Origin of the sequence: Mesorhizobium sp. C264A, from assembly GCF_040324515.1 — a bacterium.
Lineage (GTDB): Bacteria > Pseudomonadota > Alphaproteobacteria > Rhizobiales > Rhizobiaceae > Mesorhizobium.
Window position 1 is genome coordinate 2867606 of sequence record NZ_JAMYVY010000001.1, and the last position, 15158, is coordinate 2882763.

The following is a 15158-nucleotide window of genomic DNA, read 5'->3' on the forward strand; positions in this document are numbered from 1 at the left end:
GAACCGACCGCCTTCGTGCCACGCCGTGAAGTTTCAAGCAAAGGTCATTGCTTCGGCGGCTGCGCAGGCACCTCGCCAGGCTTGATCACCGGCGTCTTGCCCTGATCCGGCGGCGGCTGCGTCATACCCTGGTCACCACTGGGCGGCGGCTGCAGCACGCCGCCGCAGGGACCGAGCGTGCTGGACGATTCGCCACCGCCATTGGCGGCCGGCGGCTTCTGACCATCGTCCTGAGGCTGCGCCTGGCAAGGCGCGGCAGGGCCGTGCTGGTCGCTATTGTCCTGCGCGGCCGCCGGGTCGACCAGCGCCAAGAGCAGCACGCATGGGATGAGGGGGAAAGTCTTCATGGTCCAGCTCCTCTGGATTCATCACCTTGGCAAAGCAGACTAGTCCTTGGCAAAGCAGACTGGCGGCAATTGGTTCCACTGAAGCTGGAGTGGTTGCTGGAACCTGGCAGCCGGAAGTGAGTTCCACCTTCTCGACGCTAAGCCGCCCAGAGGAGGCAATCATGGAACGAAACAGAAAACCCAATGACGAGGTCGAGGCGCCACCGAGCAAAAACGATGCCCGCGACAGGATCGCCAATGATGAAGTGGAAGCGCCGACGCCGGGTCGGCAGGATTGGGATGCGCTGCGTGGCGCAACGGTCCTGCCCGACGGAGCAGATGAGGAAAGCCTGCCGGACACCACCGGTGTCGAGAAGGAAGGCGAACTGCCCGAGGAGGATGACGACAACCCCTACCAAGACAGTGACGATGCCTTGCCCGACGACGCCGAGGAAGCCGCCATTGGTCACGACCTGGCGAGGCGCGGCGGCCCGTTCGACGACGTGTAAGGCAGCGACCGCGGACTTTCGAGAGGTTTCCCGGGACGTCCACGCCGTCACCAGTTGGACCAAGTATGAGCTGAAGGCGATGCCGGAGCATCGCGATATTTCGAAGGATCCGGCTGGCCGGATCCTTCGTTTAAGGCGCCTTGGCGGTTTGGCTTAGCCCTTGTGGTCAAGGGCTGGACGGCGACAATCTCGGCACCTTCGACAGCCGAGAAGCAGCCGAGAAGCACGAACGCGAAGCCCAATATTTCAAGCGCCGTCGAGGCCGCTCGCCTGAAATCTTCAAAGTGCGCAAGAAATCCCCGCCGCGGGCGGTGCAGACACGCTCCGGCATCGCGGCGCTGCGAACCGGGCCATCGACCGCCGGCACTTGAGTGCCGACGGGCTCTGACCTTCAATTCGACCCGGGATCGCCGAGCGCCTCGGTGACGAAGGACGCCGCGATCAGGTCGTCGGCGTCGAGGCGTAGGGAGCCTTCGACACCTCCCATGATGGCTGCGACCTTCTGGAAGGTCTGCATCTCGTGTTCAGTAACGCTGGCGTCTCGCATCCTGGCTTTCAGATCGGCGATGCGTCGGCCCAGTGAGGCCGACGTTCCGATTTCTCTTTTCGACATGGTGGCCTGCTCCTCCCCCAACCCATGCTGTGGACGTACTCAAGTCTGCCTATATATAAGGCAGCGCGAATACAGTCGCCGCAACGCGCGATATCTGGGAAGGTTCCGGCGCCAAATAGTCACGAAATAATACGTGGTGGGACTCGGGTATGTTAAGCGCCCACGCGGCGGTAGACACCGCAAACCAGCGGCTGTCCATCGGGCTGGCCAACCCGTGTCGCGGGTCGCGAACGCGGGTCGGACTTGATCGCTGCGCGAACAGTCAGCGAGAAGCCGGCACCACGCCGGACACCGAGCGCGCCGTTTCGGGCGAAAACACCACGAAAGCAAAAACCAGAACGGCAGCGGCGACGATGAGCGAGCCGCCGGCGACGATCGGTTCAAGCGCCGGGTTTCCCTGCAGCATCACATACAGCGCCGGCAGCATGATCACCAGGCCGAGTGTGTAGAGCCCGTAGTGGATCATGGCGATGCGACGCGCCGCCTTTTGCGGATTGAGCGCGTAGTAGCCGCCGAAGATGGCGCTCGTCACCCAACCGAGCAGATTGATATGCGCGTGCGCCGGAAAAGCGGCGTGGTCACCCGAGATCGCCATCTGCAGGCCGGCCGCAATCCCCAACATCAGGAACAAGATGGCAGTTTTGAAAAAGAGTTCTGAAACCCTCGGCATGTCATTTCTCCCCCTATGCGGTCTGCGACCGCGACCTGGAGAATACACCCACGCGCAGAACTTTTCCACGCCCCGGTTATGGGGCCATGCCTGCACAGCTTTTTGCACGCTGTTCGACTTTTCTGGCTGCCACAACCCGGCGCCGCCGCGCTACGGCGTCAGCAAGATGTCGGCGCCCGCTCGCTCGTCGAACACCACCGCGCAGCCGCGCCCCAGCGCCACTGCCGACAGCGCGTTGGCCACCGTCTCGTCCGGCGATACGAAATCACCGGTCAGCACTCGCAACTCCTCTACCGCCCTGGCCATTGACACGCAGTGCCCGGCAACGCGATCGCTCGTGCAGGCGTCAACGACGCTGACGAGGTCGATCATCTCGAACTGGCCCATACCGGCCTCCACAAAAACAGCGTCCCGTCGCGGATATGAACGCTGAGGCTAGAGACAATGTTCCGCAGGTACCGATGCCCAGGCGGAGCACTCGACAGCCCGACCTTGGAACGGACCGGCCGGCGGCAACCGCTTCGCTTGACAATAGGCCCTGTTTGTTCTCTATTTGTTCGGCATAAACGCCTATCACAACAGACGCGGCTAATGCTGCAACGCCGCAAAGGGAACGGTCGGGATGGAGCCCACCATCCTGCATGCGGATCTCGACGCCTTCTACGCCTCGGTCGAGCAGTTGCTCGACCCGGCGCTCAGGGGCAAGCCGATCGCCGTCGGCGGCGGCGTCGTGCTTGCCGCCTCCTACGAAGCCAGGGTTTTCGGCGTGCGCGGCGGCATGCCCGGACGACGCGCGCGCGAGCTTTGCCCCGGACTGATCTTCGTCGGCGGCCATTTCGCCGACTATCAGCGGCTGGGCGACGCCGCCATCAAGGTGCTCGACGATTTCACGCCGCTGGTCGAGCGGATTTCCATCGATGAAGCCTTTGCCGATGTCGTCGGCTGCACGCATCTGTTCGGGCCGCCGGCCGAGATCGCCGCCACGGTGCGTCGGCGCGTCCGGGCAGAGCTCGGCCTGCCGATCTCGATCGGCGTGGCGCGCACCAAGCATCTGGCCAAGATCGCCTCGCAGGTGGCCAAGCCCGACGGGCTGGTGGTGGTCGATCCGGACACCGAACTTGCCTTCCTGCATGATCTGCCGGTCGGGCTGATGTGGGGCGTCGGCCCGGCGACCAGAGCGCGGCTGGCCGAGATCGGCATCGAGACCATCGGCCAGTTGGCAAAGACGCATGGTGGGGCGCTGCGAAGATTGCTCGGGCCCGCCGCCGGCGAAAAGCTGTCGTCGCTGGCATGGAACCGCGACCCGCGAAAGCTCGAAACCCACAGGCGGTCGCATTCCGCCGGCGCGCAGTCGGCGCTTGGCAGACGGCCGGCCGAGGCGCGTATCTTCGGACCCGTCCTGCTGCATCTGGCAGACCGGGTCGCCAGCCGGCTCAGGGCGAAATCACGGCCCGGGCGCACGGTGACGGTGCGCGTGCGTTTCGCCGATCTGCACGCTGTCACACGCTCGCTGACGCTCGAGCAGCCGATTTCGGCAACCGCGATGCTGGCCGAAATCGCCGGGGAGCTGGTGCGCGGCGTGCTGGCCGCCAACCCTCGGGAGAAGACCATCTCGCTGCTGGCGATCTCGGTGTCGCAGCTGGAAGAAAGTGCCGAGCTGCAGCTGGAGCTGCCGCTCGGGCTTGCCGATGAAAAGCAGCGGCCCGGCAGCAGGCAAGGCCTGGCGCGCTTTGGCGCCGACCGCGCCATCGACAAGATCCGCCAGCGCTTTGGCAGAGAGGCTGTCGGCTATGGCGCCGTGGCGCTGGAAGCCCGGCGCTCGGTTCCCGATGCCTTCCGCGAACTGGCGGAAAAGGAGCTTTGAGCACCGCCGCGACGGCCAGGCCAATGCTTACGCCGCACCCGAAGATAGTGCTGCATTTCCGGTCTGCCTGAGCAGGCCGACCAGCCAGGCCAAGCCCGCATCCATCAGCGCAACCTTCGGCACGATGCTGTTGATGTTGAAGTGGCCGAGCCGGATGGGCGCATCAACGCCGACGACACCGAAACGGCCGCCATACATGGCGAGGAACCGGCGCGGATAGGCCGATATCAGATCAGTCTGAGCAAGCACGGCCAGTCCGAACATAAAGTTGGGGACAGTCAGCGCGACGCGACGCGACAGGCCGCGTTCAGCCAGCACCCTGTCGACAAACCCGTTCGGATCGCCATTGTTCGAGACGACCATATGCTGCACGCTGCAATAGGCGTCGAGGCACGGATCGCCGGCGAAGCGGTGGCCGGCGCGCATGGCGACGACGAAATCCTCCTCATAGAGCTTGTCGACGGTGAAGCGTGCCGGCAGGCCGTCGAACGGAATCACCGCGACATCCATGGCGCGCGCTTCGAGTTCGGCGACACAGTCGCTCCAGGCAGTAGTGGGCGACGGTTCACCTTGGCGCGGCAGCAGTTGCCGGATGCCGATGTCGATGCCGGGGGCCAAAAAGCGGATCTGGTCGAGCAGCGGCGGCAGGAGCACGGACGACACCGCATCCGGCGCACCGATGGTGAAGCGGCGCGTCGAGCGGGCCGGATCGAACGGCTCGGCGCTGGCGATCACCCGGCGCACCCGCGCCAGGATCTCGGCCACCGGTTCGGCAAGCTCCGTTGCCCGGTCGGTGGGCACGACGCCGCGCGGCGTCTTCAGGAACAACGGATCGCCAAGCAGCTTGCGCAGCCGGCCAAGGCCATGGCTGACCGCCGAGGCCGACAGGTTTAGCCGCTCCGCCGAGCGACCGACATGCCGCTCCTCCATGATGGCCTGGAACAAGACCAGCAAATTGAGATCGGCGCGCGCCAGGTCAATTTTGTTCAGCATATTCCTGAAATCATATCACTGGATTCAGCAGAGTAAAGTTGCGAATGCCTTCTTCGACGCGAAGACGGTGGTGCCGGTTTCGTCGGCACTCATTCAGAGAGGAGCAAATCCATGCCAAACTTTCCCAATTCGGTTCTGGTCACCGGCGCCTCCGGCGCCCAAGGGTCGGCCATTGTCAGCGCTTGCCGCGCCGCCGGCGCCACGGTGCGTGTCCTGTTACGCAAGGGCTCGCCCGATCCGTTCGGCGATGGGGTCAACATCGTGCGCGGTGATCTCGCCGACCCCGGCCGACTGGCCCTCGCCTGCCTCGGCGTCGATGCGGTGGCGCTGACCCTGCCCGTCGATGCAAGCCCTGAAGAGATTCTGCGCTACGGCCGCAACATTGCGGATGCGGCGCAGCAAGGCGGCGTCAAGCTTCTGGTGTTCAACACCAGCGGCCATGTGTCGGGCCATTCCGGCACGGTGATGGACGCCAAGGCCGAACTCATCGACTACATCAAGACGTTCGGCCCGCCATCCATCGTCCTCAAGCCGACGCTGGCCATGAGCAATATCGCGGCGCCCTGGAGCGCGCCGGCGATCATGCATCAGGGCGTCCTCGCCTATCCGCTGCCGGCCAACTTCCAGACCTCCTGGATCTCCTGGCAGGATATGGCGGCCTACGTGGTCGAAGCGCTGCGGCATCCGGAGCTTGCCGGTGCCAGCTTCGACATTGGCGGGCCGCAGGCGCTGACCGGACCGGAGATGGCCGTCATCCTGTCAGGCATTGTCGGCCGCGAAGTCAGCTATTATCCGGTGCCGCTGGCGGACTTCGCCGCCGCGCTCGAAACCATGCTCGGCAAGGACGCCGCCGAACAGACTGCCGCCAGCTATGCCTGGATCCGCAGCCAGAAGCAGACCGTGCTTGCCGTCGATCTCGGCCAGACGACCCGTCTGCTGCCGGTGAAGCCGACCTCATTCGCCGAATGGGCAAGAGCGCTGGACTGGGCGGCACTGGCCGGCGATGCGAAGGCGGCCTGACAATGGACGCCATCGCAACCGTCGAACCGGGCGGCCTCGCCGCCCGGAAGAATGTGCCGGATGCCGCTGCCGCCGTGGTCGGCTTCTGGTGGCAGGCAGGACCTGCCGCGTGGTTCGCCAAGGATGCGGCCTTCGACCGCGAGTTTCGCGATCGCTTCCTGCGGCTGCATGAGGCCGCAGCGCGCGGCGACTGCGATGGCTGGATGGCGACGCCCTACGGGGCTCTGGCGCTGATCCTGCTGCTCGACCAGTTCCCGCGCAACGCCTTTCGCGACACGCCGCGCATGTATGCCAGCGACGCGAAGGCCCGCGCGATCGCTACTGAGGCGATCGATGCCGGGTTCCAGCGGATGGTCGATCCCTCGCTGCGGCTGTTCTTCGGGCTGCCCTTCGCGCATTCCGAAGCGATTGCCGACCAGGACCGCTCGGTGGCGCTGTCGCGCGACATCGGCCCGTCCGACCTGAAGCGGGCCGAACATCACCGCGACATCATCCGCCGTTTCGGACGTTTTCCGCACCGCAACCCGATCCTCGGTCGCGCCATGCACGCCCAAGAACAACGCTTTCTCGATGAAGGTGGATTTGCGGGTTAGAGCATGATTCCAAAAAGCGGGTCCGGTTGTTGGAAAAGATCATGCTCCAACAAAGGGTTAGATCATGATGAGATTGCAACCAAATCTCATCATGATCTAGTGCATCGGGACCGAGAAAACCCGGGGCGGGACGACGGCGCCGCGAAGGTTGACAGTGCCGATCCGTCTGGCATTATCGCGTAAGCTTGGAGGATTCACTATGAAGAAAACCTATTCGAAGCCTGTTCTGGTCAAAAAAGGCAAGCTTTCGCAGGTTACGGCGCTCGCCAATGGAGCGGGTTCCGGCCCGATCGAGTGAAGTCGTTGAGTCGGACTGTCGCCTGATCTGGCGGCCTCGCCTGACACTGGAGATGCGGCATGAAGAAGACCTATTCGAAGCCGGTGCTGGTCAAGAAGGGCAAGCTCTCGCAGGTTACAGCCGACAATGGTAACGGCTCCGGGCCGGTCGCCGTCTAGCAGCCGATTATCCGACGCCTCGTGCCGTCTGGCCGGGAACGGGGCTTTGGGTGCCCGACGTGGAGAGTGGAAAATGAGGAAGACCTATTCCAAGCCAGTGCTGGTAAAAAAGGGCAAGCTCTCGCAGATCACCGCGAACGGCGCTTCTGCTCCTATTCCGGGCTAAACTCGTTCCCCGGTAGATCGAGATCCTCCTGGCAGAGTCGGGCGGCTTGATCGTTTCCGGAGCATGATCTCCCGCAGGCGGCGGGACCGTTCAGCGCACAACCACCAGATCGTCGAGCACTAGCTGCCAATAGTGGCTCGTGGAGAGGCGTACGCGCGTCACCGCCGCCAGCATCGGCGCATAGTGGACGGGCGCCAGTGCCGACAGGACGATCGTGTCGCTGGCGATCAGCCGGTCGCCAAGCCAGCTCTCGACCAGTGCGGTTTCGCCTTCGGACTTCAACCATGCCGCTGTCAGCATCACGGAATGGAACCCGAACGGTTTGTCGCTCGAGAATTCGGCCGGGTGTCCGCTGCTCGTATAGCAGACATGGTCTCCCGAGATATTGCCGTTGACGTAGCCTTCGCTGCCTTCGGTATGATCGCGCGCCAGTGCGTTCAGGTTGAACCAGGTCAACCCGGCATAACCGGACGGCACCTTGCGCAGGCCGCGCGTCGTGACATCGTCGAAACCGATGGCCTGCAAGGACGCGGCGCTGTCGACAGCCGCGTTCTCGGGCGACAGCAGGCCGAGCTCGGTCGGGTAGGCGGACAAGGCCAGTCGTCGTTCCATGCCATCGCCGGTGACTTCGATCGCGTCGGCGTCATCGGGCAGATCGAGACGGAAGCCAGCCCCAGCACTTAGCGGATGCACCGCCACCTCTTGCCCTTTCGCCATCACCGAGATGCTCGCCGAAGCACCGTCCGCTACGCGGCCGCTGAGCCGGCGTATCGCAAACAGGCCGACCGGCTGCAGCATTGCTTCCGAGGCCAGCCCGGTGGGCGAGCCCGGCAGCGGCCGGAGGTGCTGCGACTGGACCTCGTTGGCGCTGCTGGAGCGCCAGCCGGGCGGAACCGACACGGTGAAGCGGTAGCTGCCCGGCACATGGATGGGCGCGGCCCGACGTTTCGCCGACGCCAGGAAATTGGCAAAGCCGCCGCGGTTGCTCCGCGCCGCGGCGACGAAGCGGCCGTCGCCATCATGCAGTCTGACCATGATGCCGGCCATCGGGCGGTCGCCGAGCCCGTAGCGGCCGTCGCGATCGGCATCGAAATAGACAAAGGACGAATGATTGAGCTTGCCGTGGTTGCCCGACCAGTCCCGGCGCACGGCGTAGTCGTTGGCCGGATCTTCACGAAGCCGGGCTCTGAGACGAGACCGCGCCAGCCGCCAGGCGAGAGCCGCAACGACAGCGGCGAACCCGACAAGGAGTATTGCCTTGATCACGGACGGCTCAAGCAATGCTGTCGGCCCTGCTCATCTGGATCTCCTGCACATACATCGATCCATATATCGATGCTGCAGGCGCTTGAGCAACCGGACACGGGACCGGCGGACATGGCGTCGGCCTCATATACCCATCTCGGGCAACTATTCCGGCGACGGCACCGGCGGCTTGGTGGTCAGCGCGGCGCCGAAGGCGGCGACGACCACGGCGGCGACGCCCGCGCACTGCAGCGGGCTCAGGGTCTCGTGCAGGAACAGGAAGCCGGCCAGCGCGCCCAGCGCCGGCTCCAGACAAGTCAGCGTGCCGTAGAGCCTGGCCGGCATCCGGGTCAGCGCCACCATCTCCAGCCAGAACGGCAAGGCGCTGGAGAACAGCCCGACCAGCAGCGCGCTGACCAGGATCGCGGGTGCGATCAGGCCGGTACCCGCCTCGGCTAGGCCGAACGGCAGGGCGAGAGCAGCGGCAATGACCAGCCCGTAAGCCGTGGTCTGGCTGCCAAGCTCGGCGCCCGCCTTTTGCGCAAAGACGATGTAGAGCGCCCAGCAGCCGCCGGCGGCCAGCGCCAGCATCACGCCGATCGGGTCGAGTGCACTGCCGGAGTGGATGAAGGGCGACAACAGCAATATGCCGGCAACGGCCAGCACCACCCAGACGAAGTCGGTGGCGCGCCGCGACGACAGCGTCGCCACGAGCAGCGGGCCGCAGAATTCGAGCGCCACCGCGACGCCGAGCGGAATTCTGGCGAGCGCTGCATAAAACAGCAGGTTCAGCGCCGCGAGGTTGACGCCGTAGGCGATGAGCCAGGGCAGCACGGCGCGCGACGGCCGCACCCGCCACGGCCTCAGCACCGCCGCCAGCATCAGCGCCCCCACGACCAGCCGCAGCGCCGTGGTGCCATTGGCGCCGATCAGTGGAAACAGGCCCTTGGCGAAGGTGGCGCCGATCTGGATCGACACCATGGCGCCAAGCAACGCGCCGATCGGCAAGCCCTTCGCTTCAGCTGCGGCAATCTGCGTCGACGTCAATTCCAGTCCCTCCGCGGTGCGCCGCAGCGTTGGCCCGAGATATGGATAATAGGCCTGGCTGTCGTGTGGCACGGGCAGACTGTTGATGGGGCAAGACGTGGAAGGCGAACGCCGACGCATTTCCTCTCCCCCGTCGATCGGGGGAGAGGTGTCGAGCGAAGCTCGACGGAGTGGGGGTCGACCGTCCATCACATCCGCCCGATTGCCTGCTTGCCGGAGGCGGCGACCGTGGGTTTCATGAGCGCCTTCCCCCACTCCGTCGCCGCTTCGCGGCGCCACCTCTCCCCTCCGGAGGGAGAGGAAAAGAGGCTAGCTCGCCAGCCGATACACCAGGCTCACACGTCCATCCGAAAGCGCCTCGGCCTTGCGCAGTTCCAGTCCGTGCCGGGCGTGCACCGTGCCGAACAGCGCCTTGCCGTCGCCGGCGAGCAGCGGATAGACAATGAGCCGCATTTCATCCACTAGCCCCGCCTCGATCAGGCTGGCGGTGAGGCGGGCGCCGCCCATGAGGTAGATGTCCTTGCCGGGCTCGCGCTTCAGCGCCGCGATGTCGTCGAGGCTGCGCAGCAAGCGCGTGGAGGCCCAGGCTGCCGTCGTCATGGTGTTCGACAACACATAGTGCGGGGTTTTCGCGGCAAAGCGCGCCCATTCGAGTTCGGCCGGGTCGACCAGTCTGCCGGTCATCGGCAATGGCTGGTCCGGCTCGTTCTGTTGGATCGCGCTCCAGTAGCGCTCATAACCGGCATACATGACGCCGCCGAGCAGGCAGGCGTCGATCTCAGGCATCAGGCCGTATTCCTCCGACCAGTTGTCGACCCAGTCGGCGAAGCCTTCGGGGCCTTCGATCTTGCCGTCGATGGAGATCTTCATTCCGGTGATCAATTTACGCATGACTTCCTCCTTCGGGCTTGCGGGATGCAAGCACGTTGCCTGGTTTCACTTCCGCTGACGCGCCGCGGTGTCTGGCGAAGGCGCGTGTTTCGCCGGCCCTTGCGCCGGCATCCGGCGCAAGGGATCGATGGTGCCCGGTTGGACCGGGCGATGCGTTAGGTCAGGTCAGGCCGGCAGGCGCCGGTCGTATTCCGCCACGATACGGCTAAAGCTGTCCCAGAACGGTTCGGGCTTCTCGGCCGCCACGCGGGCAACCAAGAGGTCGAGATGCACGTGCCAGCCGGCGGCATGCATCATCAGGCTCGAGCGGTCCGGCAGGCGGCGGTGGACCAGGGTGAGCAGGACGTCGTCGCCGCGCTGCGCCAATTCGAAGGTGACATTGCCGCTGCCGTTCCAGGTGATGGTGAGCTTGCGCGGCGGGTCGCACTCGACGATCTGGTTGTGCATCCGCTGCTCGCCGCCACTGAAACTGGCCGGCCTGTCGCCGGGCGGGTCGGTCAGTTCGTCGTTGCGCCAGACCAGCTCGAAGGAAGAGCCTTCCTCCATCTCCATGTCGCCGGCCGCCAGCCATTGGCGGCGCAGGTCGCTCTGCGTCAGATATTCCCAGACGCGCTCCCTGGTTCCGGGCAAAAGCCGTTCGATCCTCAAAGTGGCCGGCTGGATCAGCTGGGCGTAGCCGTCGAAGCTGTTCATCTGGTTCATCGGTCGTCTCCCTCGGATGATGTTGGCCTGGATGTGTCTGGCTTGGGTGATTCCGGCTTGGATGGTTCTGGATTTGCCGGTGCCGGCGTTGACGGCGTCGTCGACGTTTTGCGCCCCGCCTCCTCGCGCATAAGCTGTTCGAGGACATCGAGGCGGCTGTTCCAGAAACGCGCGTATTGGCCGAGCCACTGATAGGCGGTCGCCAGCGGGCGGGCCTCGAGGCGGCAGACATGGGTGCGCCCGCGCACTTCGCGCCGGATCAGCCCGGCATGCTCCAGCGCCTTGATGTGCTTGGAGGCGGCGGCCAGCGACATGGCGAAGGGCTGCGCCAACTCGCTCACCGTACGCTCGCCGCCGGCGAGGTGGTTAAGCATGTTCCGGCGCGTGGCGTCGCCGAGGGCGTGAAAAACCTGGTCCATCTGGGGCGTCTCTAATTCAACCATGTAGTTGAATATAGAGGCGAGATTTTAGATAGTCAACTAGTTGGTTGAATGTTTTTTGGGGAGAGGCGCTGGCCCCCTACCTCCCCCTTGTGGGCATAGGCGCTAAGATAGCTTTGGCATGGACTGAAATTTGCGCTTTCGTGGTGGTTCGCGCCAGCGATATCGCAAGGCATGGAGATTGTGGCGCAGGGCCGCCAAGGAAGGTTGAGTAAAGATGGTCGCGATCAGAGAGGCGACGATCTGGCGGGTTGCGCGCCACAGTAGCGGGCGCCCGTCGCTCAAGGGGGAGAGACACCCAACTCCTGCGAGAGGGGTTCGGTCACGAGCGCGATGAGGAAGTGGGCAAGGATCCAAGGCCTTGCGATCCTTGGGTCTTTGGCGGGAGGAGAGCGCAGCCCGATCAGGCTCTTCAGGCGCTTGAAGGCGAGTTCGATGCGCCAGCGCATGCGGTAGAGCTTGAGGACCGTATCGGCGGGAAACTCCTCCCGGTCAAGCGAGGTCACAAGCAGGACGAAGCCGGCCGCAATCAGCGTCTGCGGTTGAACCTTGTTGCCCTTGGCCCTGGCTTCCTTGTTGATTTTGCGCCGCGCTTCTTGTGCCGCGGCCTCGGATTTGCGCAAGGCGATCAGGCGCATCTTCACAGGCTCGCCCTTCTTGAGTGCCAGCCGGGCAGGCGTTTCGCAGACTTCCTCCCGGCAGTTCTCCAGGTAGCCGATGAGATCGAACGCCCTGCCGTTGGCGTCGAGCCATCGCGCGTTTTTCCACGACGCGCGCACAACAACATCGCCGCCTTGCGCCATCACCTTGGCGATCCGCTCGGCCTGCAGATAGGCGCGGTCACCGATGCGGATCTCGCCCGGCACCACCGGCACGCGGTCGATCAACTCGGCCTCGCTCTGGTCGGTGATCTCGATGAAGTCGAACTGCTCGCGCTCAAGCTCGAAGGCGCAGTGCATGCGCCAAAGACCATTGTTCTTCTTCTCATACGCACCGGCCTTGGCAACCGCTGTCGCATCGAGGATGCGAACCAGTCGGCCTTTGGCCAAACCTGCATCCTCGCGCTTCAAAAGGTGCCCAATCAACTGCTGCAGCCATGGTCCTGCATTGCGCAGCCGGCCAAGCAACGCCACGTCCGAAATGTCGGCTATCCCGCTCGCCGCCGCCCAAGCCACGACGCCCCGCATGCCAACCTTGCCAAGGCAGTAAGCCAGTGTCAGGCGCAACAGGTCGCTCGCCGACCTGACGCCGCGCGGGCGCAGGAACGCCTTCGTCTCGCGGGCACTTGCTGCGATCAACTCTTCGCCGCCCAGAAGCTCAATCGTCTCGGCCCAGCCGTCATCAACAAGCGATTCGTGTGTCATCGCAGTGTAGAATCACACCCGATTCCGCAGGGCAATACCTATCTTAGCGCCTATGCCCTTGTGGGGAGGTCGGACCGTAGGTCCGGGCGGGGGTACTAGCGCTGACCGTGGGGGATGTGGATTTCCTCTTCCCTCACGAAAGTCTGGGAGAGGAACCCAAGATGGCGGAAGTCCGCGCAGACCCCCACCCCGATCCGCTTTGCGGATCGACCCTCCCCACAAGGGGGAGGGTAACCTCACCCAGCCATGGCCAGCGGCACTGCGCTCTTGTTGGGGATCTGGATGTCGATCTCCAGCGTCGACATGGTCTCGCCGCGGTCCATCGAGACTTGCAGATAGTCCTGGTCGATCTGCACATGCTTGGCGATCACCGCCATGATCTCCTCGCGCAGGATGGAGACGAGATCGGGCTGGCTGCGGTTGCGGCGCTCATAGGCGAGAAGCACTTGCAGCCGTTCGCGCGCCACCGGCGCGCTGGTGCGCCGCTTGAAGATGTCGAGCAGGTTCATGCCGCCCTCCTTCCCAAAAGACGATCGAGGAAGCCCTTGCGCTCGAAGGGCACGATGACCGGCAGCTGTTCGCCCTCGAGGCGCTTGGCCGCGTCGATGTAAGCCTTGGCGGCGGCGTTCAGCGGCTCCGACAGCGTCACCGGCGAACCGAGGTTGGAGGCGCGCAGCACATCCTGGCTTTCCGGAATGATGCCCAGCAGCGGCACCGACAGTATCTCCAGCACATCGTCGATCGACAGCATTTCCCCCCGCGCGGCGCGTCCCGCATCGTAGCGCGTGACCAGCACATGCTTGGCGATCTGCTCGCCCTCCTCGGCCCGCAAGGTGCGGGAATCAAGCAGGCCGATGATGCGATCGGAATCGCGCACCGACGACACTTCCGGATTGGTGACGATGACCGCCTCGTCGGCAAAGCGCATGGCGAGTTGCGCGCCGCGCTCGATGCCAGCCGGGCTGTCGCAGAAGACATAGTCGAACACCGAGCGCAGCTTGCCGATGACCTCGGCCACGCCCTCCTCGGTCAGCGCATCCTTGTCGCGCGTCTGCGAGGCCGGCAGCAGGAACAAAGTCTCGACCCGCTTGTCGCGGATCAGCGCCTGCGACAGCTTTGCCGAGCCCTGGATGACGTTGACGAGGTCGAACACCACGCGCCGTTCGGCGCCCATGATCAAATCGAGGTTGCGCAGGCCGACATCGAAATCGACCAGCGCCACCTTCTTGCCGGTCTTGGCAACCGCCGCCCCCAGAGCCGCGGTAGAGGTTGTCTTGCCGACGCCCCCCTTGCCCGAGGTGACCACCACTACCTTGCCCATCAATAAAGCCTCCGTTGTTGTTCGTTATGTCGTTGTCGGGCGAGACGCATTAGCTGAAAGGGGCGATGCGCAGCATGCCGTTGTCGAGAAATGCCTGCACAGGCTTGCCCCGGACTGACGGGTCCATCTCCTCGGCCGTGCAATACCAGCCATCCACCGAGAGAAGTTCGGCTTCGTTCCTGCGGCAGAAGACACGCGCCGCCGTGTTGCCTTGAGCGCCTGCCGAAGCGCGGCCGCGCAGCGTGCCATAGACGTGGATCGAGCCGGTGGCGACGATCTCGGAGCCGGAGGCGACGGAGCCCAGCACGATGACATCGCCATGCGGATGGAAGATCAGCTGGCCCGAACGGATCGGCGAGCGGATCATCAACGTGCCGGCGTCGAGTGCGGCAATTTTGGCGTCTTTCGGCTGCGCCTTGGCATCGCTCGCCGGTTTCAAGTCGCCCGCCTTCAAATCGCCGGCCTCTGCCTTGATGCCACCGGTCGCCTTCATGTCGCTTACGGCAGTGGCGTCCTCCCTGCCCGCCTTGCGGCTCGGCTGCAGCAGACCGTCGGTGGTCGCCTCCTTGGCGCCGACCAGCACCGGCGGCAGATGCGCGCCAAGCTCAGTGCCGCCGTCAAGCTCGATGGCATAGATGCGGATGCCGCGCTGGCCGAGAAGATCGACCAGCGCTTCGATGGCCACGACATCGGGCTTGAGCACGTTCAGGTCGAGCACCACCGGGCGCCCGGCAAAATAGCCCGGCGAGTTGCCGACCCAGCGATCGAGGCTCTCCAGCCAAACATCCAAAGGCGCCTCCGGCGTCAGCGTGAAGGCGACGAAGGAGCGGGCGCGAAAGCGAATGGATTTGGCCTCGAGGGGAGCGGCAAAGGTCACGGCGGGCGATTCCTTACTGAGAGGTAAACGCTACCGGTGGTATGGTTAATGAAAGGTTAAC

Annotated in this window: 22 protein-coding genes; 8 read left to right on the forward strand and 14 right to left on the reverse strand. The window is 64.6% G+C overall.

From position 1 onward, the window contains the following. Positions 1 to 44: 44 nt before the first annotated feature. Complete coding sequence (locus tag NKL04_RS14120; RefSeq protein ID WP_023689013.1) at positions 45 to 347, reverse strand: hypothetical protein; 303 nt, start codon at positions 345 to 347, stop codon at positions 45 to 47. A gap of 161 nt (positions 348 to 508) precedes the next feature. On the opposite strand from NKL04_RS14120, the gene NKL04_RS14125 reads away from it, so the two are divergent. Continuing rightward, positions 509 to 835, forward strand: coding sequence for a hypothetical protein (locus NKL04_RS14125; protein ID WP_023689014.1), 327 nt, complete (start codon positions 509 to 511; stop codon positions 833 to 835). A 140-nt stretch (positions 836 to 975) separates the two neighbouring features. Further along, positions 976 to 1206: a hypothetical protein gene (locus tag NKL04_RS14135; protein WP_023702926.1), complete on the forward strand. Its 231-nt coding sequence runs from the start codon at positions 976 to 978 to the stop codon at positions 1204 to 1206. Positions 1207 to 1226: 20 nt separating this feature from the next. Here the strand turns inward: NKL04_RS14135 and NKL04_RS14140 are convergent, their stop codons facing one another. The 3 genes from NKL04_RS14140 to NKL04_RS14150 form a co-directional block, all read right to left on the reverse strand. Continuing rightward, positions 1227 to 1448: a hypothetical protein gene (locus NKL04_RS14140; protein WP_023693867.1), complete on the reverse strand. Its 222-nt coding sequence runs from the start codon at positions 1446 to 1448 to the stop codon at positions 1227 to 1229. Between the two features lie 262 nt (positions 1449 to 1710). Continuing rightward, positions 1711 to 2118: a heme-copper oxidase family protein gene (locus NKL04_RS14145; RefSeq protein ID WP_023684822.1), complete on the reverse strand. Its 408-nt coding sequence runs from the start codon at positions 2116 to 2118 to the stop codon at positions 1711 to 1713. A 150-nt stretch (positions 2119 to 2268) separates the two neighbouring features. Beyond that, complete coding sequence (locus NKL04_RS14150) at positions 2269 to 2505, reverse strand: hypothetical protein (protein WP_023689015.1); 237 nt, start codon at positions 2503 to 2505, stop codon at positions 2269 to 2271. Positions 2506 to 2740: 235 nt separating this feature from the next. Here NKL04_RS14150 and dinB point away from each other — a divergent pair, with 235 nt between their 5' ends. After that, positions 2741 to 3982 (forward strand): DNA polymerase IV, encoded by a 1242-nt coding sequence (gene dinB, locus NKL04_RS14155; RefSeq protein WP_023702928.1) that lies wholly within the window; start codon positions 2741 to 2743, stop codon positions 3980 to 3982. Between the two features lie 27 nt (positions 3983 to 4009). Here dinB and NKL04_RS14160 read toward each other — a convergent pair whose 3' ends face one another. Next, a complete protein-coding gene (locus tag NKL04_RS14160) occupies positions 4010 to 4975 on the reverse strand; it encodes a LysR family transcriptional regulator (protein WP_023702929.1) in 966 nt (321 codons plus the stop codon). Positions 4976 to 5086: 111 nt separating this feature from the next. Here NKL04_RS14160 and NKL04_RS14165 point away from each other — a divergent pair, with 111 nt between their 5' ends. The 5 genes from NKL04_RS14165 (at position 5087) to NKL04_RS14185 (ending at position 7210) form a co-directional block, all read left to right on the forward strand. Further along, the gene (locus NKL04_RS14165) at positions 5087 to 5995 is read left to right on the forward strand and encodes an SDR family oxidoreductase (RefSeq protein ID WP_023702930.1); all 909 of its coding nucleotides are present in this window, start codon (positions 5087 to 5089) and stop codon (positions 5993 to 5995) included. Between the two features lie 2 nt (positions 5996 to 5997). Further along, positions 5998 to 6588 (forward strand): DUF924 family protein, encoded by a 591-nt coding sequence (locus tag NKL04_RS14170; protein ID WP_245271482.1) that lies wholly within the window; start codon positions 5998 to 6000, stop codon positions 6586 to 6588. Positions 6589 to 6787: 199 nt separating this feature from the next. After that, complete coding sequence (locus NKL04_RS14175) at positions 6788 to 6886, forward strand: hypothetical protein (protein WP_023670351.1); 99 nt, start codon at positions 6788 to 6790, stop codon at positions 6884 to 6886. 59 nt (positions 6887 to 6945) lie between these two features. Then, complete coding sequence (locus tag NKL04_RS14180; protein WP_023684816.1) at positions 6946 to 7044, forward strand: hypothetical protein; 99 nt, start codon at positions 6946 to 6948, stop codon at positions 7042 to 7044. Between the two features lie 73 nt (positions 7045 to 7117). After that, positions 7118 to 7210, forward strand: a complete 93-nt coding sequence (locus NKL04_RS14185; protein WP_023689018.1) for a hypothetical protein — start codon at positions 7118 to 7120, stop codon at positions 7208 to 7210. Between the two features lie 90 nt (positions 7211 to 7300). On the opposite strand, the gene NKL04_RS14190 is transcribed toward NKL04_RS14185, so the two are convergent. The 9 genes from NKL04_RS14190 to minC all read right to left on the reverse strand — a co-directional run bounded on the left by NKL04_RS14190 (position 7301) and on the right by minC (position 15097). After that, the gene (locus tag NKL04_RS14190; protein WP_023693873.1) at positions 7301 to 8476 is read right to left on the reverse strand and encodes a hypothetical protein; all 1176 of its coding nucleotides are present in this window, start codon (positions 8474 to 8476) and stop codon (positions 7301 to 7303) included. Between the two features lie 144 nt (positions 8477 to 8620). Further along, the gene (locus NKL04_RS14195; RefSeq protein ID WP_023702933.1) at positions 8621 to 9574 is read right to left on the reverse strand and encodes an EamA family transporter; all 954 of its coding nucleotides are present in this window, start codon (positions 9572 to 9574) and stop codon (positions 8621 to 8623) included. 237 nt (positions 9575 to 9811) lie between these two features. Beyond that, positions 9812 to 10393: a dihydrofolate reductase family protein gene (locus NKL04_RS14200; RefSeq protein WP_031209893.1), complete on the reverse strand. Its 582-nt coding sequence runs from the start codon at positions 10391 to 10393 to the stop codon at positions 9812 to 9814. A gap of 165 nt (positions 10394 to 10558) precedes the next feature. Then, positions 10559 to 11095 (reverse strand): SRPBCC family protein, encoded by a 537-nt coding sequence (locus tag NKL04_RS14205; RefSeq protein ID WP_023684811.1) that lies wholly within the window; start codon positions 11093 to 11095, stop codon positions 10559 to 10561. Continuing rightward, positions 11092 to 11538, reverse strand: coding sequence for an ArsR/SmtB family transcription factor (locus NKL04_RS14210; RefSeq protein WP_023834732.1), 447 nt, complete (start codon positions 11536 to 11538; stop codon positions 11092 to 11094). The genes NKL04_RS14205 and NKL04_RS14210 overlap by 4 nt, the downstream gene beginning before the upstream one ends. 278 nt (positions 11539 to 11816) lie before the next feature. Next, positions 11817 to 12899: a transposase gene (locus NKL04_RS14215; protein WP_023701472.1), complete on the reverse strand. Its 1083-nt coding sequence runs from the start codon at positions 12897 to 12899 to the stop codon at positions 11817 to 11819. Positions 12900 to 13135: 236 nt separating this feature from the next. Next, positions 13136 to 13408 carry a cell division topological specificity factor MinE gene (gene minE, locus NKL04_RS14220; protein WP_023684809.1) on the reverse strand — a complete coding sequence of 91 codons (273 nt, stop codon included), beginning with the start codon at positions 13406 to 13408 and terminating at the stop codon, positions 13136 to 13138. Then, positions 13405 to 14220: a septum site-determining protein MinD gene (gene minD, locus NKL04_RS14225; protein ID WP_023670342.1), complete on the reverse strand. Its 816-nt coding sequence runs from the start codon at positions 14218 to 14220 to the stop codon at positions 13405 to 13407. Before minD ends, minE begins: the two co-directional genes overlap by 4 nt. Before the next feature lie 49 nt (positions 14221 to 14269). Next, positions 14270 to 15097: a septum site-determining protein MinC gene (gene minC / locus NKL04_RS14230; RefSeq protein ID WP_023701471.1), complete on the reverse strand. Its 828-nt coding sequence runs from the start codon at positions 15095 to 15097 to the stop codon at positions 14270 to 14272. Between the last annotated feature and the right edge of the window lie 61 nt (positions 15098 to 15158).